Here is a 26,447-nt window from a genome sequence, read left to right on the forward strand (position 1 = left end):
GGCTGCCACAAAATTGTTACCTTGATTTAAAAAACAGGTTGACTTTTCTTCCTAAATTAGTATAATAGTTACTATAATTTTGAAAAGAGGTTAACAGTTTTGAAAAAAGCTCATATCTATGCTATCCCTGCTATCGGTGCTGCTCTCATCGCCGTATTGGCTCAAATCAGTCTCCCTATCGGTCCTGTCCCCTTCACTCTACAAAACTTTGCGATCGGTCTGATTGCAACTGTTTTTAGACCAAGGGAAGCCGTCCTATCTGTTGCTCTCTATCTCCTGCTGGGTGCCATTGGTCTACCTGTCTTTGCAGGGGGAGGAGCTGGATTTCACGTTTTAGTTGGTCCAAGCGCAGGCTATCTCTGGTTCGACCTTGTCTATGCAGGACTTACATCTTATCTCATCCATCAAAATAGTGGCCATATCCGCATTTTCCTAGCCAACCTCTTGGGCGATTCCCTCGTCTTTGTCGGAGGTATTCTCAGCCTCCACTTCCTTGCTGGTATGCCATTCGATAAGGCACTAACAGTTGGTGTCCTTCCTTTTATCCTCCCTGATCTTGGTAAGATCATTGCCATTAGTTTCATTGGTCGTCTACTATTACAACGACTTAGGGGACAAGCATACTTCTCAATTTAACCCAAAAAGGATACTGAGTCAAAAACTCAATATCCTTTTATTGATTTCCTTTAAAAGCATCCACCATTACTTGAAATTCTTCGTTTGTAAGAGTGATTCCTTTTCCCATTTTGGTATGATCAGGGCTCCAAGTTCGAATATCAAACTTTGCTGGAGCGCCATTAAAGCTGACTCGATTTAGTTCTTTTGTCCATCCTTTTTCATTTTCAGACAAGATCAGTAAGTGTTCTTCGATTTCAAATGTAAATTCTGCCATTTTTAACTCCTTTTTGTGATATGCTTTCTCTAGTCTATTCGTAAAAATCTTGTAGTTTTTAGGAAAATTTTATATAATGTGGATATATAAGAAGGGAGACACCTATGACGTACACATTCAAGCAAGTCTTAGATAAGATACAAGACTTTCTCAGTGGACATAATGAACAAGATTATTCTGAAAACGACTCCCTTATTAGCACAATTGAACAAGCCATCCAGAAAAAAACGGCTGTTCATGTCATACTTGCTGAGACAAGTTTTACAGGTGATATTGTCAAATACGATACCAGCCGTCAACAGATTGTTGTCAAAAATTTTACAAAAAATGTAACTCGTATCATCCGAATCGCTGACATCAAAAGGCTACGTTTTGTCCCATCCACTGTCCAGAGAGCTCAAAAAAATAGATTTAAGAAAGAGTGAGATGTTCATTGCATCCCACTCTTTTTCTTAACGGATTTGTTCAAAATGCAGGTGGACTGCGATATGGTCACCGTAACCACTTCTCTCCAAATCACGTTGCAAGCGATAAGAAATGTAGTGTTCGGCTATTGTGATATATCCTGCCCCCAACAAACGATTTTCAACCATTGATTGGATCATACTGATGGTCGCACGTTCCACTTTTGCTTCTTCCAAGTCCAAGACTACCTTTTTAGTAACTTGAGCTAGGTTTTGACGTAGGTCATCTGTTAAAACATAAACCGTCTGAGCTGCTTTTAGGACAGCTTGGTAGATTTTATCTGGATCAAAGTCTGCAACTTCTCCGTTACGTTTGATTACTTGCATAAGGTTCTCCTTTATTCTTTGTTTTCTTTGATTTCAGCCAGCATCTTTTCTTCTTCGGCTGTTAGTTGATAGTTTTCTAGCAGGTCAGGTCTGCGCTCATAGGTTTTCTTTAGACTTTCATAAAGCCGCCACTGGCGAATCTTTTCATGATGACCACTCATGAGCACATCTGGAACCACCATTCCTCGATAGTTATAAGGACGTGTGTATTGGGGATATTCGAGGAGTCCTGAAGAAAAACTATCGTCTTGATGACTAGACTCCTTGCCAATCACTTCTGGAATCAAGCGAACCGTAGCATCAATCATGGTCATGGCAGCCAACTCACCACCAGTCAGGACATAATCTCCTAGGGAAATCTCATCAGTTACCAAGGTCTTGATGCGCTCGTCATATCCTTCGTAGTGACCGCAGATAAAAATCAGTTCCTCTTCTTGAGCCAAATCTTCAGCGTAGGCTTGATCGAACTGTTTCCCAGCAGGATCGAGAAGAATGACGCGGGGATTTTTCTTTTTAATGGCATCAAAGGCATCGAAAATAGGTTGGGCACGGAGCAACATTCCTTGACCACCTCCGTAGGGCTCATCGTCAACATGACGGGCCTTTTCAGCATATTCTCGAAAATTATGATACTGGATATCCAAGAGCCCTTTTTCTCGAGCTTTTCCAACAATCGAGTGCTCCAGCGGAGAAAACATCTCAGGAAAGAGGGTTAAAATATCAATCTTCATCATCTAGTCCTTCTAAGATTTCCACTTGGACCCGCTTGTTTGGAATATCAACATTGAGAACTACTGGCGGAATGTAAGGCAAGAGTAGGTCGCGTTTTCCTTTTCTCTTGACCACCCAGACATCATTGGCACCTGGTTGTAGAATCTCCTTGATAGTTCCAATCAAGTTGTCTCCCTCGTAAACTTCCAAACCAATAATCTCATGATAGTAGAATTCACCATCGTCCAAGTCGTTCAAATCTTCCTCAGCGACCTTGAGACTGTAGCCCTTGTACTTTTCAATTGCATTGATATGGTACATGTCTTTGAATTTGATAATGTCAAAATTCTTATGCTTACGGTGGCTAGCGATAGTCACTGTTTGAACAAACTGATCTTTTTCATCAAATAAAGCCAGTTCTGCCCCTTTTTTAAACCGCTCTTCAGCAAAATCCGTCACAGACAAGACTCTCATCTCACCCTGTAGCCCCTGCGTATTGACGATTTTCCCAACATTAAAGTAGTTCATCTTGTCTCCTGTACTCCCATTCTATCCATTATACTCTTACAATTTTCGGATAATAGCCGCAATTTTTTCTGATTCTGACCATTGTAAATAATGGTGATTCCCTCCTAAAATGAGTTTAGTATTGGAAGTCCAATATTCTGATTCTCTGTACTCTTTTTCTCTATAAGCTTGACAAAAAATAAATACAGGGGTACAATCTGCTATTGATACATTCTCAAAATCTTCCTCAGTAATATCTCCAGATATCTGAAATCCTGTATCTTGATTTTCCAACTCTGAACCTTTTTCTTGCATTATTTCCCAGATTTCTTCATTAATTTCAGGGCTAAATGTTGCTTGAGTTAAGTTCTTAAAATAAAGTTCAGGACCATACTCGTCAATCAGCCTCATCTGCTCTTCCATTTCTGGATAAGGATTTTCTGAAAAATCAGCAAACATGACTTTTTTAGTTGTCGGTTCCATTGCTACTAAAGCCTGACACTTAATTGGTTTGTTGAGCAATTTACAAGCTAAAATTCCACTCAAACTATGTACACAAAGTATATATTCAGAAATCCCTAATTCTTCAAGTACTTCATAAACCGCATCTGCAAGATTATCTAGATTTTTTCCAGCTTGGTCATGAATCGGACTCCTACCTGTGTTCGGAAAATCAATTGTCAAATAACCAATTGTAGGAGGAAGTTTTTCAAGTATAAGTGAAAAATTTTCATAACTTGGTATCAAACCTGCTCCGTTTAGACAAACTAGCACTTTCTTTTGCTTTTGATAAGTAACAGAGAGACTACCAATTTCTGTAGATACTTCAAACCTCTTCATAAAGAAATCCACTCGTTCTATATAATGAATTATTAAAAATCCTTATCCTTTATTTTATCACGTTCCAAGGATTTTCACAAGTTGAAGAACAGTGACTGCAATTAGCTTTGAGCGTCTAAAAACTTTTCTAAATCTCGTTCATGCTGATACTTAATGGCAGCCTTCTTATCTTTCTCAAAGATGGTTTTGGTTAGGTCAATATCGTTGATAGCTGCAATTGCGACGGTGTAATGAATGATATCAGCCAGTTCTTTGGCTAGTTCCTCGTTTGAGTCCTGAACGCCCTTTTTTCGACCGGAGCGCCCATTCAATACCTCGGCTACTTCTCCGACTTCCTCCACTAGCTTGATAAAGAGGCCTTCCTCAGTTCGAGATTGCTGGTAATGTTCGAGTAAGTAAGCTTGTAATTGTCTAAACGCTAAATCCTTCATCTTCTTCTCCTCACAAAAAAGCGAGACATCTGTCTCGCTTTTTTTATTTTTCATCGATAACGATTCTTACTTTTTTGTCTTCAGTTGGGACAGAGTAGACAATCGTTCTTATCGCTGAGATAGTGCGACCCTTACGACCGATAACACGACCGACATCGCTCTGGTCAAGATCCAAGTGATACTCCAAAAATTCTGGTGTATCTTCAATCTTGATAGTTAAGGCATCTGGTTGTGAAATCAAGGGTTTCACAATCGCAATAATGAGATTTTCAATCGTATCCATCTGTCAACCTACTTTAAACTTATTTTGAGAATTTAGAATCGTGGAATTTTTTCAATACACCTTCTTTTGAAAGGATGTTGCGAACTGTATCTGAAGGTTGAGCTCCATCAGCCAACCATGCAAGAACGCGGTCTTCTTTCAAAGTTACTTGGTTTTCAGCAACAAGTGGGTTGTAAGTTCCAACTGTTTCGATGAAACGTCCGTCACGTGGTGAACGTGAATCTGCTACGTTGATACGGTAGAAAGGTTTTTTCTTAGAACCCATACGAGTCAAACGGATTTTAACTGCCATTTTTTAATGTCTCTTTTCTTATTTTTTATTTCGGTGAAATAGCTGAGCTATTTAGCACATGTTCTATTATAGCAGATTTTTGACAGGTGTCAAGAAAAAAACTTGACAGAGTTTTAATTTTTTTTTACTACTAGAAATTGGTTATAATCTGAAAGAAAAAATTAGAAAGAAATCATTTATGAATACTATTTTAGAAAAATTATATAAGGATTATCAAGTCAAACCCTTCATTTCTCCTGAACGTGATTTGGATGCTTGGCTACTAAATCCCAAGTCTGTCCCAAAATGAAATAAAAGACAATCTTCTGGCAGGTGATATTATCCTCCTCTGGAGAATCAACTTTGGTACTTTTACCACCGAAAGCTGGTTTTTAAAACTCCCATTCGAATATGATTCAAAATTCGCTTAAAATCAATGTTTTCCCACTTTTTCAGAAAAAATTTTTCATCTAATTTAAATAACTTTCAATTAAATGTTGTGAACCATGAGGTGTTGTAAATGCTGTATTGTAGATAGTTCTTAACATTTAGAGAACTGGCTAGCTTTACGAGCTTTCTTAAGACCTGGTTTGGAAAGTATGCGTTTCAGTTGGACTAAAAACAGCGAAATATCAAGGATTTTAAGAACGATATCTACTAATTAATTTATAAAATATGAATTAATAGATTCTAAATAGGGGAATAGTTTAGGTCTGTAATCATTAAAATAATACACCTAACTTTGGTCACCGTTTTTTAGTTATTCACTCTTTTTTCAGATAGTGTTTTTAAAGTTATGATGTAAAATGCCGCAATTAAAACACTATACATCATAATCGGAGGATAGAGAATTAAGGATAGAATCAATCCCACTCCTTTAATTATTAGGTCAGGTATCAATAACTTTCTATATTGTGCGGTAGCTTCAAGTAATTCTTTCTGATCTATATTGGGTTTATCAATTACTTTATGTAAAAACCAGTTTGCTACCGTTGAAACAATAACGATCAGTCCATAAAAGAGCTGTGCCGTATGGTTCATGAAATGACTACTAACGATTCCAGTAGCATAGGGCATAAATGAAACAAAAAATAAAAGAAACAAATTCCACCAAACAATTTGTGGGGAAATTTTCTCAACCTTTTCCCATAGTGTGTTTAGTGCCATCCATAACGATCCTAACCAGAAAAAGGAAAGAAAATAAGCAAAGAAATTTTGCCGTAAATCCCAAAAAGCTTGAAGACTTGGTGTCGTTGGTTTTTCTAATTCTAAGATTAGGATAGTCATTATAATTGCTAGAACCGCATCTGTCAATGCAATTAATCTATCTTTCTTCATCAGATTACATCACCTTTCATTTTGTAGCATTCTATCTCATCGTATAATATTTATTAATCTTAAATATTAGATATTCATTTCATACTTTGAGTACAAACAAGATACACTAAAAAACATGTATCTGTCATATTTTATTTAACTTTAGAAATATTCATCCATCTAATTAATAAATATATCATATTTCACAATAAATGACTACTATCAAAGATACATTTTCTTTCAAATTCCTCCCTTTTCAACTTGGCTAACTTGAGCTGCATTGCCTAGTTCGCTTTGTGTAATATTGTATTTTTTTCTTAAATTTTTGATACGAGTAGGTATTTCTTGTGAATAATTTTCTTCAAAAAATTTCATATATAATCCCCCTATAATCATGGAAAAGTAGAAAGTAGTAAAAATAGTTGTTATCCTAGTTGATTAAAAAAATCTCTGATTTCCTCATCTTTTATAAAATAATATATAATTTTCCCCTCTCTTCTAGTGTCCAAGATGTTTTGATTGGCTAGTTTACGAAGATGGTGGGAGGCAGATGCCATACTGAGATTTAATAAACAGGCTATATCGCAGACACAGAGTTCTTCGACGGCAAGGAGATAAAAGATGATATTTATCTGTTTATTATCGGTAAATTTTGATAAAATGCGAAGTGATTTTTGGACTTTTTCCTTTTCAAGGTAGTTCGTTGCGGTTGTAACATTTTGTTGATTTATAACATCCACTTGACAGATACTATCTTTTTTCATAATTTATTCTCCTAGCCTTACACAGCCCATAGCATGTCAAAGCTGTTGTTTTCAATCAGGATATACACCCCCAATCCTAAATAGACAACGGCAATAAACCATCTGCTATATTTTTCCAAAGTTTCTCCAACAGAAGGGACTTGTGCTAATTTTTGGGCAGAAAAAACCAAGAGATAAATCAGGACTAGAAAAGTAAGTAAAGTCACTATCAAATTCGCTAAATTTAAGGTGGTAAAATATGGGACAAAGACACCAATATTGTCAGCGCCACAACTTGCAAAAGTGATCATAGCGACTAGAAAAATCAGGTTTTTATTGTCTTTTCGCAAACCATCTTTTGCAATAGCTTCTCCATCAGAATCTCCTAAAAGCAAAACTTTGAGCCCTAGGAAAATTGGAATCAAACCGAGCAAACCTAAAATCTCTTTACTAGGAATATAATTTAAGACAAATGCAAAAAGTAAACTTAGCAATATTAGACTAACAGAGCCTAGAAATTGTCCTAAATAGATGTTAATGATGTCTTTTCTGCTTTTTCTTTTGGCAAAAAATAACATTAGGATAATAAGTAAGTCTACGGCTGTCCCAGAATACAGGATTATTGAAGTAACAACATTTTGAATCATAAAACACCTCATTCAAATATATTTTTGAATGAATTTTAACATTAAACTTTGTAGATGTCAACTTCAGCTCCATCAAAGTATAGATAAGAAGGTAGAGATTGGACTGAAATATAGTGAAATGTATTAAAATTGAAAAAAGAAAAAACGCTTGAAATCAGAGTTTTTCTTATGTATTGATTCGTATTGAATGCTTACTTCACTTCTGTAAAAATTAACTTCTACACCTACAAAGCCTATTCTGACAGACTTTATAAAAGCCTAAGAAAAAAAGTAGAGATTCATACAGTGTCTAGATTTTCCAAAAATTCTTTATCATCAAATATTATTAACGAAACTATCAAACCAAATACGATGCATTGCTTCAAAGAATTCTTTAGTTGTTTGACTAGCGAGGTCTTTAATTAAAAAATTTTTTCAAATAATTGCCACATTGACACATAAATTCTTGCTTTATAAATTTAAGTGTGATATATTTATAACATAATTTTAAGTGTGATATATTTATAACATAATTTTAAGTGTGATATATTTATAACACAAAAAAGGAGTCTATCATGAAAAAAAGTCAAAAAATGCGTGGCCTCATTGCAATGATTGCCGTAGCTCTCTTTATTGATTTTATTGTTTTATTTGGTTCTAATCTTAGTTGGGGACCCAAGTTAGTTATTGCTGGTATTTCAGTATCAGGTCAAATTGTAGCTATTTGGAGCTGGCTACATATGAAACCATGGCCTCATAAGAGTCAGAAAGGTAAGGGAAAGATTATTTTTGACTTGTCTGCTAAGCTTTACACGATACTTTTGTTTGCAGCAAGCATTTTTTATACAGTAGGGATTTGGGTTGCGACCCCAAGCGAAAGTTCTGGTATTAAAGAATGGATTTTGGGAATTGGCCTCGTTATTGAAGTGATTGTATTTGGTTTTTTCTCTTTAAAAAATGTCAAGGAAACTCCGGACGAACGCTTTTATGCTAATTTAGCAAAGACAGCTAGCTTAATGTTTGTTTTTATACTAGGCGCACTGATGATCCTAGCAGTTATCATTGGGTATATGGGGTCTCTCACTCTTTACATGGGACAGATATTTATTAGCATAGCTGCCTTGATTTGCATCTTTTCGGTTGTCTATCTTATCTTGGAACGTAGAGGATAAGCATGGCCAAAGAAAGCAAAATTATTACTAATCTCAAATCTGTTCGTGAGTCCACAGGCATGACCCAGCAGGAGTTAGCCGACCTCATCGGCATGCGACGCGAGACAATTCTGCACTTGGAAAATAACCGTTACAACCCTTCGCTGGAAATGGCTCTTAAAATTGCTCAAGTTTTTAATCTTAAAGTAGAAGACCTCTTTGAACTCAGACAGAAAGAGGAAGCATAATTCTTTTCGATACCTGGTTTCCTAAATACTTTGAGTACACTTATGATATTGATACCCCAAAGCATCTAAAAACTCTGTGGAAAAAGGTTATGCTGTCATTAAGACAGCTTTTGATTCACTTGACCATCTAAATGCCACCATAAAAAAGAATATTCTGAAAAGCAAGGGAATGACAGGACTGTCTAAGATGAGGGCTCCATATTTGGAGCAATCCCTTCGTGACAACTTTTCAGAAGAAGAATTAGCAAGTTACTTTTCAATTCGTGGTTACAAATTGACTCCAAAGGGGGAGCAGATACTGGAACAGTACCAGGACATTATCGACCGTCATCCAAAGAAAAATCTCTAAGCAAGCGACTTTCTGGTCGGCTTCCTCTTAAACTACCTTGTCACAAATATTTGAAATCACCTCCCTTTTAGGGTACAATGATAGAAATGAATTTTTGAGAGGAAAATAATGAAAAAACTAGCAACCCTTCTTTTACTATCATCTATTGCCCTTGCAGGATGTACTAGTATCCAACGTGGTCTCCGTGGTGATGACTATGTCGACTCTAGTCTTGCAGCAGAAGAAAGCTCAAAAGCAGCTGCTCAGGCTGCCAAAGATTTGAATGATGCTTTGACCAATGAAAATGCCAACTTCCCTCAACTTTCTAAGGAAGTTGCTGAAGATGAAGCCGAAGTCATTCTCCACACAAGTCAGGGTGATATTCGCATCAAACTCTTCCCCAAACTAGCTCCTCTAGCAGTTGAAAACTTCCTTACTCACGCTAAGGAAGGCTACTATAACGGTATCACCTTCCACCGTGTTATTGATGGCTTTATGGTACAAACTGGGGATCCTAAGGGAGATGGTACAGGTGGCCAATCTATCTGGCATGATAAGGATAAAACGAAGGACAAGGGAACTGGTTTCAAAAATGAAATCTCTCCTTACCTATACAATATCCGCGGAGCCCTTGCTATGGCTAACACTGGTCAACCAAACACCAACGGTAGCCAGTTCTTCATCAACCAAAACTCTACAGATATTTCAGCTAAACTCCCTACCAGCAAGTATCCAAAGAAAATCATCGAAGCCTATAAAGAAGGTGGAAATCCAAGTCTAGACGGCAAACACCCTGTCTTTGGTCAAGTCATCGAGGGCATGGACGTTGTTGACAAGATTGCCAAAGCTGAAAAAGATGAGAAAGACAAACCAACGTCTGCTATCACCATTGATAGTATCGAAGTGGTGAAAGACTACGATTTTAAATCCTAAATAACCTAAAAAATACAGTATCCGCATTCGATACTGTATTTCTTTTTTCCTCATTTTTAAGTTAGCTTGTTAAAGTCCCATATTTGGTCCATCCAACCTTCATAAAAGTCTGGTTCGTGGCAGACCATAAGGATAGATCCCTTGTATTCTTTAAGCGCCCGTTTGAGTTCTTCCTTGGCATCTACATCCAAGTGGTTGGTCGGCTCGTCCAGCACTAAGACGTTATTTTCACGATTCATCAAGAGACAGAAACGCACCTTGGCCTGTTCCCCACCTGACAAGACCTGAATTTGACTTTCGATATGTTTGGTTGTCAAGCCACAACGAGCAAGGGCCGCACGAACTTCTGCTTGATTAAGGGCAGGAAAGGCATTCCAGACGGCCTCTAGTGGTGTTTGACGATTGCCACCTTCTACTTCTTGTTCAAAGTAACCAAGTTCTAGGTAGTCACCGCGTTCAACTTCCCCAGCGATTGGCGGAATAATGCCCAAGAGAGACTTCAAGAGGGTTGTTTTCCCAATACCATTGGCCCCAATAATGGCAACCTTTTGATTGCGTTCAAAGGTAAGATTTAAGGGTTTGGTCAGAGGACGGTCATAACCAATCTGCAAGTCCTTGGCTTGGAAGATAAAACGCCCTGGCGTACGAGCTGTTTTGAAATCAAAGGATGGTTTTGGCTTCTCACTTTGCAGTTCGATAATATCCATCTTGTCGAGTTTCTTTTGACGGGACATGGCCATATTACGCGTTGCAACACGCGCTTTGTTTCGAGCCACGAAATCCTTGAGGTCTGCAATCTCTTTCTGTTGACGTTCATAGGCTGCTTCCAACTGAGATTTCTTCATGGCATAGACTTCTTGGAACTGGTAGTAGTCACCAGAGTAACGCGTCAACTGTTGATTTTCCACATGGTAGACGATATTGATCACATCATTGAGGAATGGAATATCATGGGAGATGAGAACAAAGGCATTCTCATAGTTTTGGAGATAACGTTTGAGCCAGTCAATATGTTCAGCATCCAAGTAGTTAGTTGGCTCGTCCAGCAACAAAATATCTGGTTTTTCAAGGAGGAGTTTGGCCAAAAGCACCTTGGTTCTTTGTCCACCTGATAAGGCTGTTACATCCGTATCCATACCATAGTCCATGACACCGAGAGCACGCGCAACTTCATCTATCTTAGCATCTAAGGTATAAAAATCACGACTCTCCAAACGGTCTTGGAGTTCGCCAACTTCTTCCATAAGCGACTCGATGTCCGCTCCGTCTTCTGCCATCTCCATATAGAGGTCATTGATACGAACTTCTGCTTTAAACAACTCATCAAAGGCTGTCCGCAAAACATCGCGAACGGTTTGACCTTCTTTTAGCACAGCGTGCTGGTCCAGATAGCCAGCAGTCACATATTTGGACCACTCCACCTTCCCTTCGTCAGGTAACATCTTACCAGTCACAATGCTCATAAAGGTTGATTTCCCTTCACCGTTAGCACCAACTAGACCGATATGTTCTCCCTTGAGGAGACGGAAGGATACATCTTCAAAAATCGCACGGTCACCAAAACCGTGACTCAAATTTTTAACTTCTAAAATACTCATTCTAATTCCTTATCTTGTTTTTATACAGTCCTTTATAGAGGAGCCAAGCCAGATAGCCTCCCAGGGTATTGGTCCACAAATCATCAATCTCAAAAACGCGATTAAAATCAAAGAAAAAGTCTAAGACCAGCTGCGTACACTCAATGCCCAGACTCAGTAGAAAGCTGAGAAGGAGGATTTTTTTCGTTTGACGCAAGTTCGGACAGAGATAGATCAGTTGAAAAACCAAGGGGAAGAGCAAGAAGACATTTAAAATATTCTGCAAAAAGATCCAAAGGACTTGTCCCAAACTAGTCACTTCACCCAGATTCCAAAGGGAGTTTAAGGGAGTTAAAAGAAAAACCAGGCGTCCAAAAGTTTGAATACCTGGAGTTTCCACTCCTGTAGGAAGTTGAGGCTGGGGAGTGAAGCAAAAACAGACAATGCATAGGCTGTAAACAGCCACTCCCAATCTTAAGATTAATTCTCTTTTTTTAGTCATTTTATGGATTTACCGCTGCGACTGCCTTCTGGCGGTCACGTTTCATTGTATTGGAGCGTAATTGTCCACAAGCTGCATCAATATCTGTACCATGCTCTTGACGAACAACACAGTTGACCCCTTTTTTCTTGAGGGTATCGTAGAAGGCCATCACGCGCTCTTTAGGACTACGGCTATATTGGTCATGTTCACTAACTGGGTTATAGGGAATCAAGTTGACATATGACAATTTCTTGATGTTTTTGAGCAATTCAGCCAATTCCAAGGCTTGTTCTACACCATCGTTGACTTCATTGAGCATGATGTATTCAAAAGTTACACGACGATTGGTTGTTTCGATATAGTACTCAATAGCTGCAAAGAGCTTTTCAATCGGAAAGGCACGGTTGATCTTCATGATGCTTGAACGCAATTCATTGTTTGGTGCGTGAAGAGAAACAGCCAGATTGACCTGTACGCCTTCATTAGCAAAGTCACGAATTTTGTGTGCCAAACCTGAGGTTGAAACCGTGATATGACGAGCACCGATAGCCATCCCCTTATCATCATTGATGGTACGGACAAAATTCAAAACATTGTTGTAGTTATCAAAGGGTTCACCAATTCCCATGACAACAATATGACTGACACGCTCATCCTGACCACGCTCATCAAAATATTTCTGAACTAGCATGATCTGTGCTACAATTTCACCGTTATTAAGGTCACGTTGCTTCTTAATCAAACCGGACGCACAGAAGGTACAACCAATATTACAGCCGACTTGAGTGGTTACACAGACTGACAACCCATAGTGTTGACGCATCAGTACTGTCTCAATCAACATACCATCTGGCAACTCAAAAAGATACTTAACAGTACCGTCAGCTGACTCTTGTACGATTCGCTGTTTCAATGGATTTACCACAAACTGGTCATTGAGCTTAGCAATCAAATCCTTGGAAAGGTTGGTCATTTCTTCAAATGATTGGACACGTTTACGGTAGAGCCATTCCCAGATTTGATCTGCTCGGAATTTCTTTTCTCCTTGTTCTAATACCCATTCTTGCATGGTTCGACGTGTTAAACTATAAATAGACGGTTTCATCTCTTCTCCTTATTCTCTATCTATTTCTGACGAATGACAAAATGGCGCTGTCCCTTGTCCTCTTTCTGAGACTTTTGGTCCTTATGACGACGTCTATTTCGCTTATCCGTATTTGGTTTTCTCTTGTTTTGCGAAGGTTTCTTACCTCTTCTAGGAAGGTTTTCCTCCTCTTTTTTACGCATTTTCTTGTCAAATGACGCACGCTTAGGTGCTTGGTTTTCTAGGACAAAATAGGCACAACCATAACTACAGTACTCCAAAAGATAGTCCTGTAAGCGACTGATCTTTTCAATTTTTTCCCCTGTTCGATCGTCTTTGTAAAAACCACGTAGGCGGAGCTGTTCATTACTCCAGTCTCCCACGACATAATCAAACTTGGTCAACACTTCTGAGAAGCGCTGATTAAAGACTGTCACATCGAAGGCATCCTTGATATTTTCAACCAAGGTAAAAGCAATTCCTTCAGTCTCAACCTTATCCCCATTTACATGAAATTCTGGGCCAGGAAACTTGTTATAGTTGTATAATTCAGGTGCAATTTCTTTACGCATAGTCTTCCTTTTCCACGATTACTTAACACTCTATTTTACCATAATTTCTAGCAGTTAGCACGTTTCTCATAAAAATGAAAAAAGTCTGACGATTTTGTCAGACTTCTGCCATATAAACCAAAAAGAGAAGAATGACTCTTCCCTTCCTATTTTTTATTTAGCTGCTGCGTATAGCTCGTCTACTTTGTTCCAGTTAATAACTGAGAAGAAAGCTTTGATGTAGTCAGGACGCACGTTGCGGTATTTCACGTAGTAAGCATGTTCCCAAACGTCCAAGCCCAAGATTGGTTTTTTACCTTCTGAGATTGGTGTGTCTTGGTTTGCTGTAGAAGTCACTTCAAGCTTCCCTTCTTTGTTAACAACCAACCATGCCCAACCTGAACCGAAGCGTGTTGTAGCTGCTGCTGTAAAGGCTGCTTGGAATTCTTCAAATGAACCAAATGTTGCATCGATTGCTGCTGCAAGTTCTGCTGAAGGAGCAGTCTTTTCAGGAGTCATCAATTCCCAGAAAAGAGCGTGGTTCAAGTGTCCCCCACCGTTGTTGATAAGCGCTTGGCGGATATCAGCTGGGATAGAGTCTACATCAGCAAGCAAAGCTTCAAGGTCTTCACCGATTTCAGGGTGTTTTTCAAGAGCTGCATTTGCATTGTTTACATAAGTTTGGTGGTGTTTGTCATGGTGCAAGTGCATTGTTTCTGCATCAATGTATGGTTCCAAAGCGTCATATGCGTATGGAAGGTCTGGTAAGATAATAGCCATCTGTAATACCTCTTTTTCTTTCTATATGAAAATGATAACGCAATCATCCTCTTTTTTCAAGTTTTTTGCTCAATTTGCCTCTGTCGCAATCTGCAAGAGTGCCTTTTCAAACAGGTAGCCTTTTTCATAGACACCTGTCTTAATCTGGTAGTCCGTTTCGATCAAATAAGAAATTGCTCGCTTGAGAAAAGCCAAGGAAATCCCTCTCGAATCTCTTAATGCGAACTTGATTTGATAAGGATTAGGATTGCGCCCCAAGTAAGTTCCCAAAGTGCTTGCAATCTGCGATTCCGTCTGACCAGCCTCTGATAAAATCTTCACTTGAGTAAAGGTTCGAAACTGTCCTAACATGACAGCTATGAGCTTGATTTCATCCTCCCCTTGCAAGGTCAAGTCTCTAACCAAGTCACGGGCCAGGTCAATCTTCTTAGCTAAAATAAACTGAGTCAAATCAAAAATATTGTCCTGCAAAGTCTTTGGAATAGCCTCGACAATATCCTTCTCCTCTATCATGCCATCTGACTTATAAGACTGTAAAAAAAGGAGATTTTTCTGGATTTCACTAAATTGAAAACCAGATTTGAGAAGTAGATTTTCAAAGGATTGCCCCACAAACTGCAGACCTTTTGTCTGACTCCATTTTTGGAAATACTGGCGGAGTTCTTGTTCCTTGGGTTCAATAGCATCAAATACAGTCGCATCTCGTTTGAGCAATTTGACCAGCCGTCTTTTACTATCTAACTTTCCTTCTGCAAAAATCAACAACTTTGTTGTTGGCGAAGGGTTATCAAGGTATGCCTCAAACGACTTGAGCTCATCATCTGTTAAAAAACGTTTCTTGGCGGTTGTGATATCGACAAAATGGTCTAATATTACGATTTTCTCATCCGCAAAGAAAGGGAGACTGACCAACTCCAACTCTAAGTCTTTATAAGCTACTTCTTTCATATCAAAGTAAGCAAAGTTGAGATCAGCTGGATCATAACCAATCTGCTTCAACACTTGACTCTTCATAACTTCAAACTGGCCCTGATCTGTCCCTGTAAATAGATTCAAGCTAGATAGATTTGATAAAGTCAACTTCTGACTGTCTTCAATGGCAAGCATCATCTCTCCTTTCTTCTGATTTTTTATTAAACTTAATCAATATAGCGCAATTTCCCACGGAAATCTTCTAGGTTTTCGTATCCTTTTTCTGCCATGATTGCTTTTAGTTCATTGGTAATGCGTTCAAAAGCACCGACGCCTTCTTTGTGAAGGGTAGTCCCTACTTGCACCATACTCGCACCGCAGAGGATGTGTTCAAAGGCATCACGACCCGTTAGAACACCACCCGTTCCGATGATTTGGATTTGCGGATTTAAGCGTTGGTAAAAGGCGTGCACATTAGCAAGAGCAGTCGGTTTGATATACTCTCCACCAATTCCACCAAAACCATTCTTAGGACGAATAACGACCGACTCGTCTTCTATATATAGGCCGTTCCCGATAGAGTTAACACAGTTAACAAACTTAAGCGGGTACTTGTTGAAAATAGCTGCCGCTTGGTCAAAGTGAACAATATCAAAATAAGGTGGCAATTTGATTCCAAGAGGTTTGGTAAAGTAGGTAAATACCTCTGACAAGATACGGTCTGTTGTCTCAAAATCATAGGCAATCTGAGGTTTTCCTGGAACATTTGGACAAGAGAGATTGAGCTCTGTCAGTCCTTTGAATTCACTCTCTTGAACTTTTTTCAAGATGGTATGTGTTTCTTCTGGAGACATGCCAACTAAAGATAGAAAGAAAGTTCGGTTTGGCTCTTTTTCCTGCAAGTCCAAAAGATAGTCCAGATAATAATCCAAGCCATTATTTGGCAAGCCCATGGAGTTGATAGAACCAAGTGGAACATCCTGATAACGTGGTTCAGGATTGCCCTGACGAAAGTCCAAAGTCGCAGTCTTCGTAACAAAAGTGCCTGCCGCTGAGTTTTTGACCCCTTCTAGTTCCTCTATCGTCATACAAGCCACACCCGCTGCATTCATCAAGCAATTGTCAAACTCAAAGCCAGCTATTTGTGTTTTCGTTGATACCATGATTCTGATCCTCCAGATTCCTTTTATTTCTAATATTATACCATACTTTAAGATTTTCTCTTTGAGAAACTAATTTCTATATAAAATGTTCGGTTTTGTGAATTGAAAGAATTTTTAGAAAATTTCCGTTTTTTCTTTACACTCAAAAAAAATTCTGCTATAATGGCTCATGTAATAAAATATAACAACAAAAAGGAGAACGATATGACATCTGCTAAAGACTATATCCAAAGCGTGTTTGCAACTGTAACAGCTCGTAATGGGCATGAGGCTGAATTTCTCCAGGCAGTTGAAGAATTCTTCAGTACCTTGGAGCCTGTCTTTGAAAAACACCCTGAGTATATCGAAGAAAACATCTTGGCACGTATCACTGAACCTGAGCGCGTGATTTCTTTCCGTGTTCCTTGGGTTGACCGTGATGGAAAAGTCCAAGTTAACCGTGGTTACCGTGTTCAATTCAACTCAGCTGTTGGACCATATAAAGGCGGACTTCGTTTCCACCCAACTGTAAACCAAGGAATCTTGAAATTCCTCGGATTTGAACAAATCTTTAAAAACGTCTTGACTGGCCTTCCAATCGGTGGAGGTAAAGGGGGATCAGACTTCGATCCTAAAGGAAAGACTGACGCTGAAGTGATGCGCTTCTGCCAAAGCTTTATGACAGAATTGCAAAAATACATCGGACCATCTCTTGACGTACCTGCTGGTGATATCGGTGTTGGAGGACGTGAAATTGGTTACCTTTACGGACAATACAAACGTCTTAACCAATTTGATGCTGGTGTCTTGACTGGTAAACCTCTTGGATTCGGTGGTAGCTTGATTCGCCCAGAAGCAACTGGTTACGGTTTGGTTTACTATACTGAAGAAATGCTCAAAGCCAACGGTAACAGCTTTGCTGGTAAAAAAGTGGTTATTTCAGGTTCTGGTAACGTAGCCCAATACGCTCTTCAAAAAGCTACTGAACTCGGCGCAACTGTGATCTCAGTATCCGACTCAAACGGCTATGTCATCGATGAAAATGGTATCGACTTCGACCTTCTAGCAGATGTGAAGAATAACCGTCGTGCACGTTTGACTGAGTACGCCGCTGAGAAACCAACTGCTACATACCATGAAGGTTCTGTATGGACTTACGCTGGTAACTACGATATTGCTCTTCCATGTGCGACTCAAAACGAAATCAATGGTGAAGCAGCTAAACGTTTGGTTGCTCAAGGTGTTATCTGCGTATCAGAAGGTGCCAATATGCCGAGCGACCTTGATGCGATTAAAGTTTACAAAGAAAACGGAATCCTTTACGGACCTGCCAAAGCTGCCAATGCTGGTGGTGTAGCTGTATCAGCGCTTGAAATGAGCCAAAACAGCCTTCGCCTTTCATGGACCCGTGAAGAAGTTGATGGACGTCTAAAAGACATCATGACAAACATCTTCAACACAGCTAAAACAACTGCTGAAACTTACGGTCTTGGTACTGACTACCTTGCAGGAGCAAATATCGCTGCCTTCGAAAACGTAGCCAATGCTATGATTGCACAAGGTATTGTTTAAGATTCATTTGCTTAATCCTCAATCGCTCTGATTGGGGATTTTTATGTCGGCTTCAAAAAAGCTCACTATTTTTAATAGTAAGCTTAAAATCAAGATTTATGTTACTTCTACTAAGGCAAAAGACAGGCATTCAACAATTTCATTTACTGCTTCATCTATGTCTAGCTCCTCATTATTATTCAACATCATTGGAAGAGCATAAGAAAGACTCAAAGCTAAAATATAACGAACGATTCTTTCATTTGACCAATCTCGGATAACACCATTTTCTTTAAACTGATTTAGAACCGGACTAATTGGCTTAATGATAGAGTGAACAATGGTATTCCCTAACTGGTCAGAAATAGTTTCATCAATAAAAGAACGGTTCAAGAGAATTTTAACTTGCATTTGATTCTCCTGAATAAAAACTAGTCTATCTCGAACTATGCTTCTTAAAAATAGCGGAAAAGACTCTTGGTTTGCTGTAAATTTCTTCTCAGAAAAATCAGCAATCACATCTGGAATAACTTGCTTAAGAAAAGTCGATAAAATTGCTTCTAAGATGCCTTCCTTAGTTTTAAAGTAACTAAAAACTGTCCCTTCTGAAACTCCAGCCTCCTTAGCAATAAAGCTGGCTGTTGTATTTTCAAAGCCAATTTCTGAAAATAACTTTAGACTTGATAATAATACTTGACGTTGTTTTAAACTCAGGTTGCTATTTTCTAATGTCTGAGCATACTTTTCTTCTAAACTTTCCATTGCTGGCACCTCTCTGCTACTTTCTTACTTTTACGACTTTCTTACCTCGAGTGTGTCCCAATTTTAGACTACGATATGCCTCTCTAACTGACTTTAGAGAAAAATCATAAACCTGATCAATATTCAGCCGAACCTTCCCTTCTGAGACCATTTCTGCTAGAGTGTTCAAATCATAATATGTGGAATGTCTCGGACCCGTGAACTGGGCACCTTTTATCATAACATATGGTGAAGGTACTAGCGTTCCAATAGCCGTGCCCTTCAATCCCAAACTGAAAGCCAATTTAACATAATCACTTCCATAGCAATCCAAGAATTTTGTAATTGGCTTTGCACTTGCTGATAGAAGAGCATTCTGGATGTTCTCTTCGTAAGCTACTGGTATAGCACCTAAGGACTTGAGATATTCTGAATTTTTCTTACTTGCAATTCCGATAACTGTTGCACCCTTAGCAACTGCATACTGTACTGCAATACTTCCAATACCACCTGTCGCCGCTGAAATAACTACAACATCTTTAGAATTTAACTCAATTTTTCTAAAAGCACCACCCACAGTTAGAGAGGCTACACCCATAGTAGCTGCGTGAATCATATCAATCATATCTGGTTTCGATACGATTTCCGATTCATTGACACAAATTTCTGTTGCCAAAGCTCCCCTCTTGGTTCCCAATCCAGGGTCACTGATCATTGTTCCAAAAACCTTGTCCCCTACTGCAAACCGACTTACTCCTTCACCGATTTCTGTGATAACTCCAGCAAAATCCCGACCAACACCTCTTGGAAAAAGAGATGATTTCGACTCAAACCAACGACTTGGCTTCCTTAGTTTCGTCATAAAAGATAGAAAACGAAGTGGCTTTGCACCCTCAAAAGTTTTATAATCAATAGGATTTAAACCAACTGCATAAACTTCTACCCTAACTTGATTCACTTTCAAAGAATCAGATTTAATGTTCACTAAATCTAACACTTCTTCATCACCGAAACGACTATATTGTATTGCTTGAGCAACCATTGTATGAACTCCTTTACACATCTAAAAAAATGAGTGAGCACTCAATCATTTTTCTTAATTATATGCTTATTCCCCATAGATGTCAACTATACTGTTTCCAAAAATTCTAACTAAGTTAGCTGTTCATGATAAAAATAGATCTATTTTTCCTTATGAAAGATTATCAAACTATAACTCAAAGAAATCCGACTGCTTATAAAAGCAGCCGGATTTTTATATATCTAATTTTTCAAAAAATTTGCCTGTTGACTGCTTTTCTTTTAGCTTCTCCAGTAGCTCATTCTCCAGAAAAAGACTTAGTTCGTCAAAGTCTTGACAAACCTTAAAAACAGTCTCTCTGTCCAACTGGTCATAAGCTAGTTCGTAATAGTCCTTATGATGTTGCCAATTCTGCTCATAATTGATATCTGTTCGTTGATAGTAAACAATATTTTGCTTCGGTGTCAGGTAAATCTTCTGTGTTAGAATGCTTTTCCGATCTTTGGATAACTTGCTACGACTGAAAATCTTAACACCTTGAAAAATCTTGCGCTCATGGATACCTTGATTTGTGACTTTTAATTCAACTCTTTTATAGTGCATATAGTCACCTCCAAAAATTACTTTCATTATATCAGACTCTGGCAGATTTGCAAGCAAAAGTATCATTTCCAAAAATCTTTAGTAGCCTCTAAAATTTCTTCTGTCGGTGTTACTGTGGCCTCAATAATGCTCTTGCCAGTCTTTTTCAGATAGGCTTGTATCAGATGATAGCCATAAGCATAGCCTGCAGCATAGGGCATCCCAACCGGTATTTGACCTTGAATCTCAGCTATTTCATCACCGTAAAGATAAGGAGCCATTCCGCCATCCCTGTTAGCTGAAGCTGACTTGAGATAATGGGCTTAATCTCTTCTAACTGCTCGGAACTAGTTGAAGTGACCCAGGATCCGATGAGCTCTTTACCATAGAGCTCAGCAGCAAAAGACTCTGCTAATCCTTCACTGACTACCCAGTCTGCTAGTGTCGTCTGCTGGTTCCATTTGATAAATTGGAAGCGAACATTGTGGTTGCACTCGTGAGCCAACGCGGCTTGCACACGTGGTAAAGTATAGTCATTCGGCAACAAACTAAGCATGAGGTATCCTGGAATTCCTCCATCTCCACTGTATCCCTTATTAAGCTGTGGCATAGGTTTTTCTGGATTGCCCAGTAAAATAGTAAAATGGTAATCCTCAACCTCTAAATCATAGCCAGCCTGCTCGAAAAGACCGATACTCCTTTTGATGGTATCCTGGCAGTCCTGCCAGAGTTGATCAGAGCTCAGAGAGTCGATAGCTGGTCTATCCTTTTCCGAGAGAGTTGCGGGCAACAGATTCATAAAGCCAAGTAGAAATAGAGCATCAAAACCTCCGAGATACTTGGCTTTCAGAGGAATATGTTGAGTTTGGTATTTCGTATCAGAAGGTGCCAACATGCCGAGCGACCTTGATGCGATTAAAGTTTACAAAGAAAACGGAATCCTTTACGGACCTGCCAAAGCTGCCAACGCTGGTGGTGTAGCTGTATCTGCCCTTGAAATGAGCCAAAACAGCCTTCGCCTCTCATGGACTCGTGAAGAAGTTGACGGCCGCCTCAAAGACATCATGACAAACATCTTCAACACAGCTAAAACAACCGCTGAAACTTACGGTCTTGGTACTGACTACCTTGCAGGAGCAAATATCGCTGCCTTTGAAAATGTAGCCAATGCTATGATTGCACAAGGTATTGTCTAAGAAATATGCTAAAAACCTCAATCAAAACGATCGAGGTTTTTTTGAAGCTTCATCTTCTATCAAAACTTCTTCTTCCATAGCATTTTTTATTTTTTTGCCCAAAGATAATAACGTTTCTACATCAGAGGGTTTGCTTGTCCCGAGAGGATTCCAAGTAGAAGATGATAAATTTTCATATTCCTTAGATCGAACTCGAAATTTAATATTATCCCCCTTGGTGTCTATGTCTACATTTAAGGCTCTCGCTCCCAGTTTAGGCTCCTTATTTTTTATCCTAAAGAAAATAACTTCTCCTGATACAATCTCCTTTCCATTACACCAAATCCTAATATTTCTTCCAGATAATTCTACGACAAAATTCTTCACTAGACTACCTTGTATTTTTTTAATTAAAAGAAAACTAATACCAAAAAACACTAATACTATCGTATAAAGAAAAAGAGGTTGTGATTTAAAAAAATCATTCAGTTTTAAATAGAATATAGCCAACTGTATTCCCAATACAGGAAGCATGAGGAACATGGGAAAAAGGATACCAATTATTACATCTGATTTTGCTGTTGTCGCTGTAAATTCATATCTTTCCATCAATATCACCTTTATAACATTTCCTTTTTATAGAACATTAATCCCATACTAAGACGGATGCATCAGGGAGTTCAATCTCCCTTTCCCCTAGTAAAGATAAATTTTGAACTATTCTAAGGATATTGTACCACTATTTCTGCAAAAAATACCTTAGCAAACATAATCTCCTTCCACAGATACATCATCGCTTTATCGAGCGCTGGAGTTTGATTGACATGGTTCTCTAATCAAACTCCAGAACTTTATGATGAAAATCTTATGGAACAACTGGAGACACTTTATAAATTTTCTCTTTTCAATTATAAAGAAAAACCGCTACTCCTAAGAATAGCGGTTTAATCATGTTTTTAAGCTACTAATGTAGTTTCTCTATTATTTAAGAGTAATGTGAGCGTAAAACTCATAAACCTTGCTATTAAGCGTTTTTCTTCTCTACATTTTCCCGTGGGGGTGTTTGTGGGGGTGTCAAATTCAACCCCTCCTTTTGCAATAAATCAGTTATCTCATTTCCTATTGTTTGCTTGTTAGCATTGTAAAAATGAGAATAAGTATTTAGAGTAGTTGCCTTATCCACTCGTCCAGAGCGCTGAGAAACGGATAGTACATCTTTTTTAAGGACATTTATCATAAAGGAATCATGGCTATGCCTTAATCCTTTACCAGTAATTTCAGGAATTCCTGCCAATTTGGCATGCCGTTTTAACATTCTAGTCAGAGTAGATTTTACCATAGGTTCTCCAAATTTTGACAGAATAAAATCATCATCAGAATTTGAAATTTGAACCTCTCGCCAGTGTTCAAGAACTTTAACAGTTTCATCATCTAAATCAACAAACCTAACCCCTGCTTCAGTCTTTGTCTGCTCCTTACGTTTATAAATCCCACCTTTTAGAGCTTCTATAGTCGCATGAACAAAGAGTTTTTTATTTTCCTTATCATAATCAGACCACAAAAGAGCAAAACCCTCACTCACTCGCACGCCAGTCATATAATATAACCAAGTCGTCGTGTAACGGTGTAAATCCTCGTAATTAGTCAAATCAAAGGTAGCTAGAACTTTTTTGAAGTCTTCAAAAGTCCAAAACTTTGTGTCCGGTCGTTTTCCTTTCGGATTATCCAAAGCCTTACATGGAAAGTTTTTAATATATTCCATACGCTCCGCATATCCGAGACACTGCTTAAACCTTATCCATACACATTTTGCATAATTTGGAGAATAATCTGCAATCAATTTCAAGCGAAACTTTTCGCAGTCACGTGGTCTAATATCACGCAGTTTTATCTTTCCAAAAACTTCTATAAAAAGCTGAAAATGAGTAATGGCTGTTCGATATGTAGAATCTTGAACAGTCTGTTTGTAATACGGAAGAAAAATATCTTCCATATATTGTGCAAAGGTCAAATTATAATCCGAATAATCGAATTTGTCATAGAACTCAACTCTTACTCTACATAGCTCGTCATAGGCTTCTTTCTCACTTCGAAAAGGCTTACCCCACATATTACGATACCGCTTGAATCGTTGCCTTTTTCCAGTCGCAGTAGCCCTAAATTCAGTTTGACAGTAAATCCGACCCTTACTATCTCTAAATACACCTTTATATTTTTTAGACATGTTTTCAATTCCTCCTTAAAGTGAAATTTGAAAACCTAGTAGTTCCTCTACAATACTGGTAGGAGCTAAGTCTAATCGCCTATTGTCAAAAGGTGATTTACTTAAGTGTACCACATTATTTGAAGAATTTCTAGCTTCTTCAAATCTTTTAACTGCAATTAACTTTCCTTCTTTGATAATCTGTTTTGAAGCTGATTTTGAAAAGCCCAGCTCAATTAATTGTTTATGATTAACTGTCCTTGTCATATTTACCTCTTTTCTATATAATAAAGGTATCAGGAGATATCCTTATTCTTCTGTATTTACCTTCACCCCGTTATCGCTCGCCAAAGTGTTTGAAAGGGTGGAGGTTTTATTTTTACTCCTATTTTGTGGTCTGTGTCGTCTTGAATCTAAGAATTTTGTAAAAAAGTAGGTTCGTTCAATTATTAATCCAAGTAGTGAAATATCTTTGTTCCTAGCGTAGTGAACTAAGTCTTCGAACTCGGTAAAATTATTATCGGTAATGACATCGATAACGGTTTCTAGAAATAAATTTGAATTTTGCTCTATCAAGAACTTATCAAGTTCGAATCCACAACCTGATTCAATATCCTCTATACTGTATAAAGTTTTTTCAGGGTTTTCTGCATGTATGAAATAATCGTACATACCTTTTGGTGACATGACAATTTCAACATGAGGAGGTGTATTGAGTTTTTCAGTAAGAAGCTCTGATACTTGAGTATAACTTTTTAGCGATTCAAAAAAAAGTACTCCGTGCTTGTGCGCTTTTTTAAATTCACCAGTTACTTTGTTAATGTCCTTATCGTGCCAAGGACTAAGAACAAATGGAATGTGTAACTCTTCTAAAATGTCTAGATAATTTTCTGGAGCACTTTCTTTATAGATGAGAAAAGCCCATTTGTTTGAACGTTTTTCTTTAGCCATATTATCTCTTTCTTGATTATTGATTATTGATTATTGATTTATTGGGGGTCGTAGTAACCCCAATAAATCTTCTCTTGGGGCTTTGCCCCAAACCCCAGCCTCTCCTGCCCGATGAATCCCCATCGAACCGAGAACGCTTGCCAATTCAACAAGGGACGGGGTAGTATTTTTTAAGCGCTTCACTCCTTGCCGTTGGCATCGTTACGCGCTTAAAAAATCTCCACCCCTCAAGCCCTTGCGAATAGGCATTTTCCTGCTAATGAGGTCGTACCGACACTATACCAATGATGCAACTTCAAAACAAGCTTACTGTCGTACCTAACAAGTGTAGCAGAAAAAACGCTAGCTATATCTTGAAAATAGCTCCTGCATCCGTTGATTTAACCGTTCCTCGTCCCTTACTTGAATCGTACGAAACATCCTGACAGATTCTCCCTCTAGCTGAAAATATCCATATCCTCTAGGTTTTACTACAACTTCATCTTTTTCCATATCAGGAAAAAGGAGTTGCCTGTTGTTTGCTGCTAGCAGAAAGCTAGTAGACAAGGATATAACACAGTTAAAGTTATATCGTCCGGGCAAATCTACTAATAAGAACCGCTGACTGGATAAGATTAACCTATGACCTAGACTTTTACCCATACTATTCATCATTAGCATTTTAGACAGTATTTCCTTGTATTTTTTTTATCGGTTTGTTCAAGATAAGCTAGGAATGACTGCCACTCGTCAAAGATAAGATAAATATTATGAGTTTTTTCTTCCGATTTATTAAGTCTGGCTTGAAAACGATTATAAACAGTCTCAAACAACTCAAGGCATTCAAAACCTCTAGCAACATGATTGCCAGTCATTGAAAACATATCTTCATCAGCTTTAAAATCCATGAAATATGCTTCAGCAGTTTCGTCATAAAAGGAAATCAATCCTATGAGCCTGCGCAAAAACGTACTCTTCCCCGAGCCTGATGGGCCTGCGATTATTAAAGCGAAATATCTGTTTATGTCAATGTTGAAAGGGGAAGGGTGTCCCCTACTGTTGACCTCGAAAACGTTTTTAATCATGCTAGAAGTCCTCTTCCATTTGGTTTTTTTGAATTAAAATCATGTCATCAGCTGACACTAAACGAACCTTGATTGCGAGAAATGGTTCACGATTAGAGCGACTAACAACACAGTCTGTCAAATCGTTGGACATGAATTTAACTGTTTGCCTTACCCTGGTTTCGAACTCCCAAAGTAGTTCATCACTGATTTCTTTTTCGAGATGAACGAAGTATAATCCTTGATTGATGTCAGGAAACTCAACTCCTTGCACGAACTGCAAAGTAGAAACAGGTAAATCTGTAATACAGCATTCAGTTAACCTATGATAAACGGTTACAAATAGGGGATTGGTAGGAGCTTGTTTTCTTTGCTTATAACTTTCCCACATTGTAGAAAAGATTTCCCCCTCAGTAAAAACAAGGAGTAGGGCTAGAATTGCTCCAATAATCGGAACGAACCAAATTAAAAATTTAATAAGTAAGGCTACTGTGACTGCACTTACTAATGCAATTGCAAGCTGATAGTACCATTTGAGAGAAATAAATTTACGAAAAACACTTTGAACTTTTTTCATA

At 38.4% G+C, this 26,447-nt stretch carries 34 protein-coding genes and 4 pseudogenes; 9 read left to right on the plus strand and 29 right to left on the minus strand.

Annotated elements, in window-relative coordinates; genetic code table 11:
* Nucleotides 1-99 precede the first annotated feature (99 nt).
* A complete protein-coding gene (locus BLS46_RS03205; protein ID WP_093585640.1) occupies nt 100-636 on the plus strand; it encodes a biotin transporter BioY in 537 nt (178 codons plus the stop codon).
* Between the two features lie 37 nt (nt 637-673).
* Here the strand turns inward: BLS46_RS03205 and BLS46_RS03210 are convergent, their stop codons facing one another.
* Entirely contained in the window at nt 674-892 is a 219-nt protein-coding gene (locus BLS46_RS03210; protein WP_093585642.1) for a YdbC family protein, read from the minus strand.
* Nucleotides 893-996: 104 nt separating this feature from the next.
* Between BLS46_RS03210 and BLS46_RS03215 the strand changes: the two genes are divergently transcribed.
* Nucleotides 997-1,317: a hypothetical protein gene (locus tag BLS46_RS03215; protein WP_093585644.1), complete on the plus strand. Its 321-nt coding sequence runs from the start codon at nt 997-999 to the stop codon at nt 1,315-1,317.
* A 27-nt stretch (nt 1,318-1,344) separates the two neighbouring features.
* Here the strand turns inward: BLS46_RS03215 and BLS46_RS03220 are convergent, their stop codons facing one another.
* The 7 genes from BLS46_RS03220 to rpsP all read right to left on the minus strand — a co-directional run bounded on the left by BLS46_RS03220 (nt 1,345) and on the right by rpsP (nt 4,747).
* Nucleotides 1,345-1,683 (minus strand): ATP cone domain-containing protein, encoded by a 339-nt coding sequence (locus BLS46_RS03220; protein ID WP_001196053.1) that lies wholly within the window; start codon nt 1,681-1,683, stop codon nt 1,345-1,347.
* A gap of 11 nt (nt 1,684-1,694) precedes the next feature.
* Nucleotides 1,695-2,414 carry a tRNA (guanosine(37)-N1)-methyltransferase TrmD gene (gene trmD / locus BLS46_RS03225; RefSeq protein WP_093585826.1) on the minus strand — a complete coding sequence of 240 codons (720 nt, stop codon included), beginning with the start codon at nt 2,412-2,414 and terminating at the stop codon, nt 1,695-1,697.
* On the minus strand, nt 2,404-2,922 hold the full coding sequence (gene rimM, locus BLS46_RS03230) for a ribosome maturation factor RimM (RefSeq protein WP_001105883.1): 519 nt from the start codon (nt 2,920-2,922) through the stop codon (nt 2,404-2,406). The genes trmD and rimM overlap by 11 nt, the downstream gene beginning before the upstream one ends.
* A 36-nt stretch (nt 2,923-2,958) precedes the next feature.
* Nucleotides 2,959-3,741 (minus strand): alpha/beta fold hydrolase, encoded by a 783-nt coding sequence (locus BLS46_RS03235; RefSeq protein ID WP_093585646.1) that lies wholly within the window; start codon nt 3,739-3,741, stop codon nt 2,959-2,961.
* Nucleotides 3,742-3,842: 101 nt separating this feature from the next.
* Nucleotides 3,843-4,172 (minus strand): MazG nucleotide pyrophosphohydrolase domain-containing protein, encoded by a 330-nt coding sequence (locus BLS46_RS03240; protein ID WP_093585648.1) that lies wholly within the window; start codon nt 4,170-4,172, stop codon nt 3,843-3,845.
* A 43-nt stretch (nt 4,173-4,215) separates the two neighbouring features.
* Nucleotides 4,216-4,455, minus strand: coding sequence for an RNA-binding protein KphA (gene kphA, locus BLS46_RS03245; RefSeq protein WP_000379617.1), 240 nt, complete (start codon nt 4,453-4,455; stop codon nt 4,216-4,218).
* Nucleotides 4,456-4,474: 19 nt separating this feature from the next.
* The gene (rpsP, locus tag BLS46_RS03250; RefSeq protein ID WP_000268760.1) at nt 4,475-4,747 is read right to left on the minus strand and encodes a 30S ribosomal protein S16; all 273 of its coding nucleotides are present in this window, start codon (nt 4,745-4,747) and stop codon (nt 4,475-4,477) included.
* A 178-nt stretch (nt 4,748-4,925) separates the two neighbouring features.
* On the opposite strand from rpsP, the pseudogene BLS46_RS09995 reads away from it, so the two are divergent.
* Nucleotides 4,926-5,157, plus strand: a pseudogene (locus BLS46_RS09995) (hypothetical protein).
* A gap of 325 nt (nt 5,158-5,482) precedes the next feature.
* On the opposite strand, the gene BLS46_RS03260 reads toward BLS46_RS09995, so the two are convergent.
* The 4 genes and pseudogenes from BLS46_RS03260 to BLS46_RS03275 form a co-directional block, all read right to left on the minus strand.
* Nucleotides 5,483-6,064: a TMEM175 family protein gene (locus tag BLS46_RS03260; protein ID WP_000711074.1), complete on the minus strand. Its 582-nt coding sequence runs from the start codon at nt 6,062-6,064 to the stop codon at nt 5,483-5,485.
* Nucleotides 6,065-6,292: 228 nt separating this feature from the next.
* Nucleotides 6,293-6,418: pseudogene (locus BLS46_RS10000) on the minus strand (XRE family transcriptional regulator); the annotation flags it as partial.
* A 50-nt stretch (nt 6,419-6,468) separates the two neighbouring features.
* Nucleotides 6,469-6,807, minus strand: coding sequence for a Cd(II)/Zn(II)-sensing metalloregulatory transcriptional regulator CadX (gene cadX / locus BLS46_RS03270; RefSeq protein WP_000711078.1), 339 nt, complete (start codon nt 6,805-6,807; stop codon nt 6,469-6,471).
* Between the two features lie 17 nt (nt 6,808-6,824).
* Complete coding sequence (locus BLS46_RS03275) at nt 6,825-7,433, minus strand: CadD family cadmium resistance transporter (RefSeq protein WP_306806746.1); 609 nt, start codon at nt 7,431-7,433, stop codon at nt 6,825-6,827.
* A gap of 554 nt (nt 7,434-7,987) precedes the next feature.
* Between BLS46_RS03275 and BLS46_RS03280 the strand changes: the two genes are divergently transcribed.
* The 4 genes from BLS46_RS03280 (at nt 7,988) to BLS46_RS03295 (ending at nt 10,072) form a co-directional block, all read left to right on the plus strand.
* Nucleotides 7,988-8,584 carry a hypothetical protein gene (locus BLS46_RS03280; RefSeq protein ID WP_093585654.1) on the plus strand — a complete coding sequence of 199 codons (597 nt, stop codon included), beginning with the start codon at nt 7,988-7,990 and terminating at the stop codon, nt 8,582-8,584.
* 2 nt (nt 8,585-8,586) lie between these two features.
* Entirely contained in the window at nt 8,587-8,811 is a 225-nt protein-coding gene (locus tag BLS46_RS03285; protein ID WP_001041097.1) for a helix-turn-helix transcriptional regulator, read from the plus strand.
* 76 nt (nt 8,812-8,887) lie between these two features.
* A complete protein-coding gene (locus BLS46_RS09880) occupies nt 8,888-9,160 on the plus strand; it encodes a hypothetical protein (RefSeq protein WP_257366903.1) in 273 nt (90 codons plus the stop codon).
* 108 nt (nt 9,161-9,268) lie between these two features.
* On the plus strand, nt 9,269-10,072 hold the full coding sequence (locus BLS46_RS03295; RefSeq protein ID WP_093585656.1) for a peptidylprolyl isomerase: 804 nt from the start codon (nt 9,269-9,271) through the stop codon (nt 10,070-10,072).
* 56 nt (nt 10,073-10,128) lie between these two features.
* Here BLS46_RS03295 and BLS46_RS03300 read toward each other — a convergent pair whose 3' ends face one another.
* The 7 genes from BLS46_RS03300 to BLS46_RS03330 form a co-directional block, all read right to left on the minus strand.
* Nucleotides 10,129-11,670, minus strand: a complete 1,542-nt coding sequence (locus BLS46_RS03300) for an ABC-F family ATP-binding cassette domain-containing protein (RefSeq protein WP_093585658.1) — start codon at nt 11,668-11,670, stop codon at nt 10,129-10,131.
* A 1-nt stretch (nt 11,671) separates the two neighbouring features.
* Nucleotides 11,672-12,151: a VanZ family protein gene (locus tag BLS46_RS03305; RefSeq protein WP_093585660.1), complete on the minus strand. Its 480-nt coding sequence runs from the start codon at nt 12,149-12,151 to the stop codon at nt 11,672-11,674.
* Nucleotide 12,152: 1 nt separating this feature from the next.
* Nucleotides 12,153-13,238 carry a dual-specificity RNA methyltransferase RlmN gene (gene rlmN / locus BLS46_RS03310; protein WP_093585662.1) on the minus strand — a complete coding sequence of 362 codons (1,086 nt, stop codon included), beginning with the start codon at nt 13,236-13,238 and terminating at the stop codon, nt 12,153-12,155.
* Between the two features lie 20 nt (nt 13,239-13,258).
* Nucleotides 13,259-13,789 (minus strand): YutD family protein, encoded by a 531-nt coding sequence (locus BLS46_RS03315; protein ID WP_093585664.1) that lies wholly within the window; start codon nt 13,787-13,789, stop codon nt 13,259-13,261.
* Nucleotides 13,790-13,942: 153 nt separating this feature from the next.
* Nucleotides 13,943-14,548: a superoxide dismutase SodA gene (gene sodA, locus BLS46_RS03320; protein WP_000974728.1), complete on the minus strand. Its 606-nt coding sequence runs from the start codon at nt 14,546-14,548 to the stop codon at nt 13,943-13,945.
* Between the two features lie 69 nt (nt 14,549-14,617).
* The gene (holA, locus tag BLS46_RS03325; RefSeq protein ID WP_093585666.1) at nt 14,618-15,655 is read right to left on the minus strand and encodes a DNA polymerase III subunit delta; all 1,038 of its coding nucleotides are present in this window, start codon (nt 15,653-15,655) and stop codon (nt 14,618-14,620) included.
* Nucleotides 15,656-15,687: 32 nt separating this feature from the next.
* A complete protein-coding gene (locus BLS46_RS03330) occupies nt 15,688-16,623 on the minus strand; it encodes a dihydroorotate oxidase (protein ID WP_093585668.1) in 936 nt (311 codons plus the stop codon).
* Nucleotides 16,624-16,827: 204 nt separating this feature from the next.
* Between BLS46_RS03330 and gdhA the strand changes: the two genes are divergently transcribed.
* A complete protein-coding gene (gene gdhA / locus BLS46_RS03335) occupies nt 16,828-18,174 on the plus strand; it encodes an NADP-specific glutamate dehydrogenase (protein WP_093585670.1) in 1,347 nt (448 codons plus the stop codon).
* A gap of 96 nt (nt 18,175-18,270) precedes the next feature.
* Here gdhA and BLS46_RS03340 read toward each other — a convergent pair whose 3' ends face one another.
* The 4 genes and pseudogenes from BLS46_RS03340 to BLS46_RS03355 all read right to left on the minus strand — a co-directional run.
* Nucleotides 18,271-18,915 carry a TetR/AcrR family transcriptional regulator gene (locus BLS46_RS03340; protein ID WP_093585672.1) on the minus strand — a complete coding sequence of 215 codons (645 nt, stop codon included), beginning with the start codon at nt 18,913-18,915 and terminating at the stop codon, nt 18,271-18,273.
* 16 nt (nt 18,916-18,931) lie between these two features.
* Complete coding sequence (locus BLS46_RS03345) at nt 18,932-19,936, minus strand: NADP-dependent oxidoreductase (protein ID WP_093585674.1); 1,005 nt, start codon at nt 19,934-19,936, stop codon at nt 18,932-18,934.
* Between the two features lie 213 nt (nt 19,937-20,149).
* Nucleotides 20,150-20,518 (minus strand): EXLDI protein, encoded by a 369-nt coding sequence (locus BLS46_RS03350; RefSeq protein WP_004244102.1) that lies wholly within the window; start codon nt 20,516-20,518, stop codon nt 20,150-20,152.
* A gap of 62 nt (nt 20,519-20,580) precedes the next feature.
* A pseudogene (locus tag BLS46_RS03355) lies at nt 20,581-21,392 on the minus strand (DUF2268 domain-containing protein); the annotation flags it as partial.
* On the opposite strand from BLS46_RS03355, the pseudogene BLS46_RS03360 reads away from it, so the two are divergent.
* Nucleotides 21,373-21,693, plus strand: a pseudogene (locus BLS46_RS03360) (NADP-specific glutamate dehydrogenase); the annotation flags it as partial. The pseudogenes BLS46_RS03355 and BLS46_RS03360 overlap by 20 nt on opposite strands.
* Nucleotides 21,694-21,714: 21 nt before the next feature.
* On the opposite strand, the gene BLS46_RS03365 reads toward BLS46_RS03360, so the two are convergent.
* The 6 genes from BLS46_RS03365 to BLS46_RS03390 form a co-directional block, all read right to left on the minus strand.
* Nucleotides 21,715-22,281, minus strand: coding sequence for a hypothetical protein (locus BLS46_RS03365; RefSeq protein ID WP_093585676.1), 567 nt, complete (start codon nt 22,279-22,281; stop codon nt 21,715-21,717).
* A gap of 415 nt (nt 22,282-22,696) precedes the next feature.
* On the minus strand, nt 22,697-23,896 hold the full coding sequence (locus BLS46_RS03370) for a tyrosine-type recombinase/integrase (protein WP_093585678.1): 1,200 nt from the start codon (nt 23,894-23,896) through the stop codon (nt 22,697-22,699).
* Nucleotides 23,897-23,911: 15 nt separating this feature from the next.
* Nucleotides 23,912-24,142 (minus strand): DUF3173 family protein, encoded by a 231-nt coding sequence (locus BLS46_RS03375; protein ID WP_070567609.1) that lies wholly within the window; start codon nt 24,140-24,142, stop codon nt 23,912-23,914.
* Nucleotides 24,143-24,184: 42 nt separating this feature from the next.
* A complete protein-coding gene (locus BLS46_RS03380; protein WP_093585680.1) occupies nt 24,185-24,826 on the minus strand; it encodes a replication protein in 642 nt (213 codons plus the stop codon).
* A 653-nt stretch (nt 24,827-25,479) separates the two neighbouring features.
* Nucleotides 25,480-25,890: a hypothetical protein gene (locus BLS46_RS10005; RefSeq protein ID WP_257366943.1), complete on the minus strand. Its 411-nt coding sequence runs from the start codon at nt 25,888-25,890 to the stop codon at nt 25,480-25,482.
* Nucleotide 25,891: 1 nt separating this feature from the next.
* Nucleotides 25,892-26,446 (minus strand): hypothetical protein, encoded by a 555-nt coding sequence (locus tag BLS46_RS03390; RefSeq protein ID WP_093585682.1) that lies wholly within the window; start codon nt 26,444-26,446, stop codon nt 25,892-25,894.
* Nucleotide 26,447 lies beyond the last annotated feature (1 nt).

Source organism: Streptococcus sp. NLAE-zl-C503, assembly GCF_900104285.1.
GTDB lineage: Bacteria > Bacillota > Bacilli > Lactobacillales > Streptococcaceae > Streptococcus.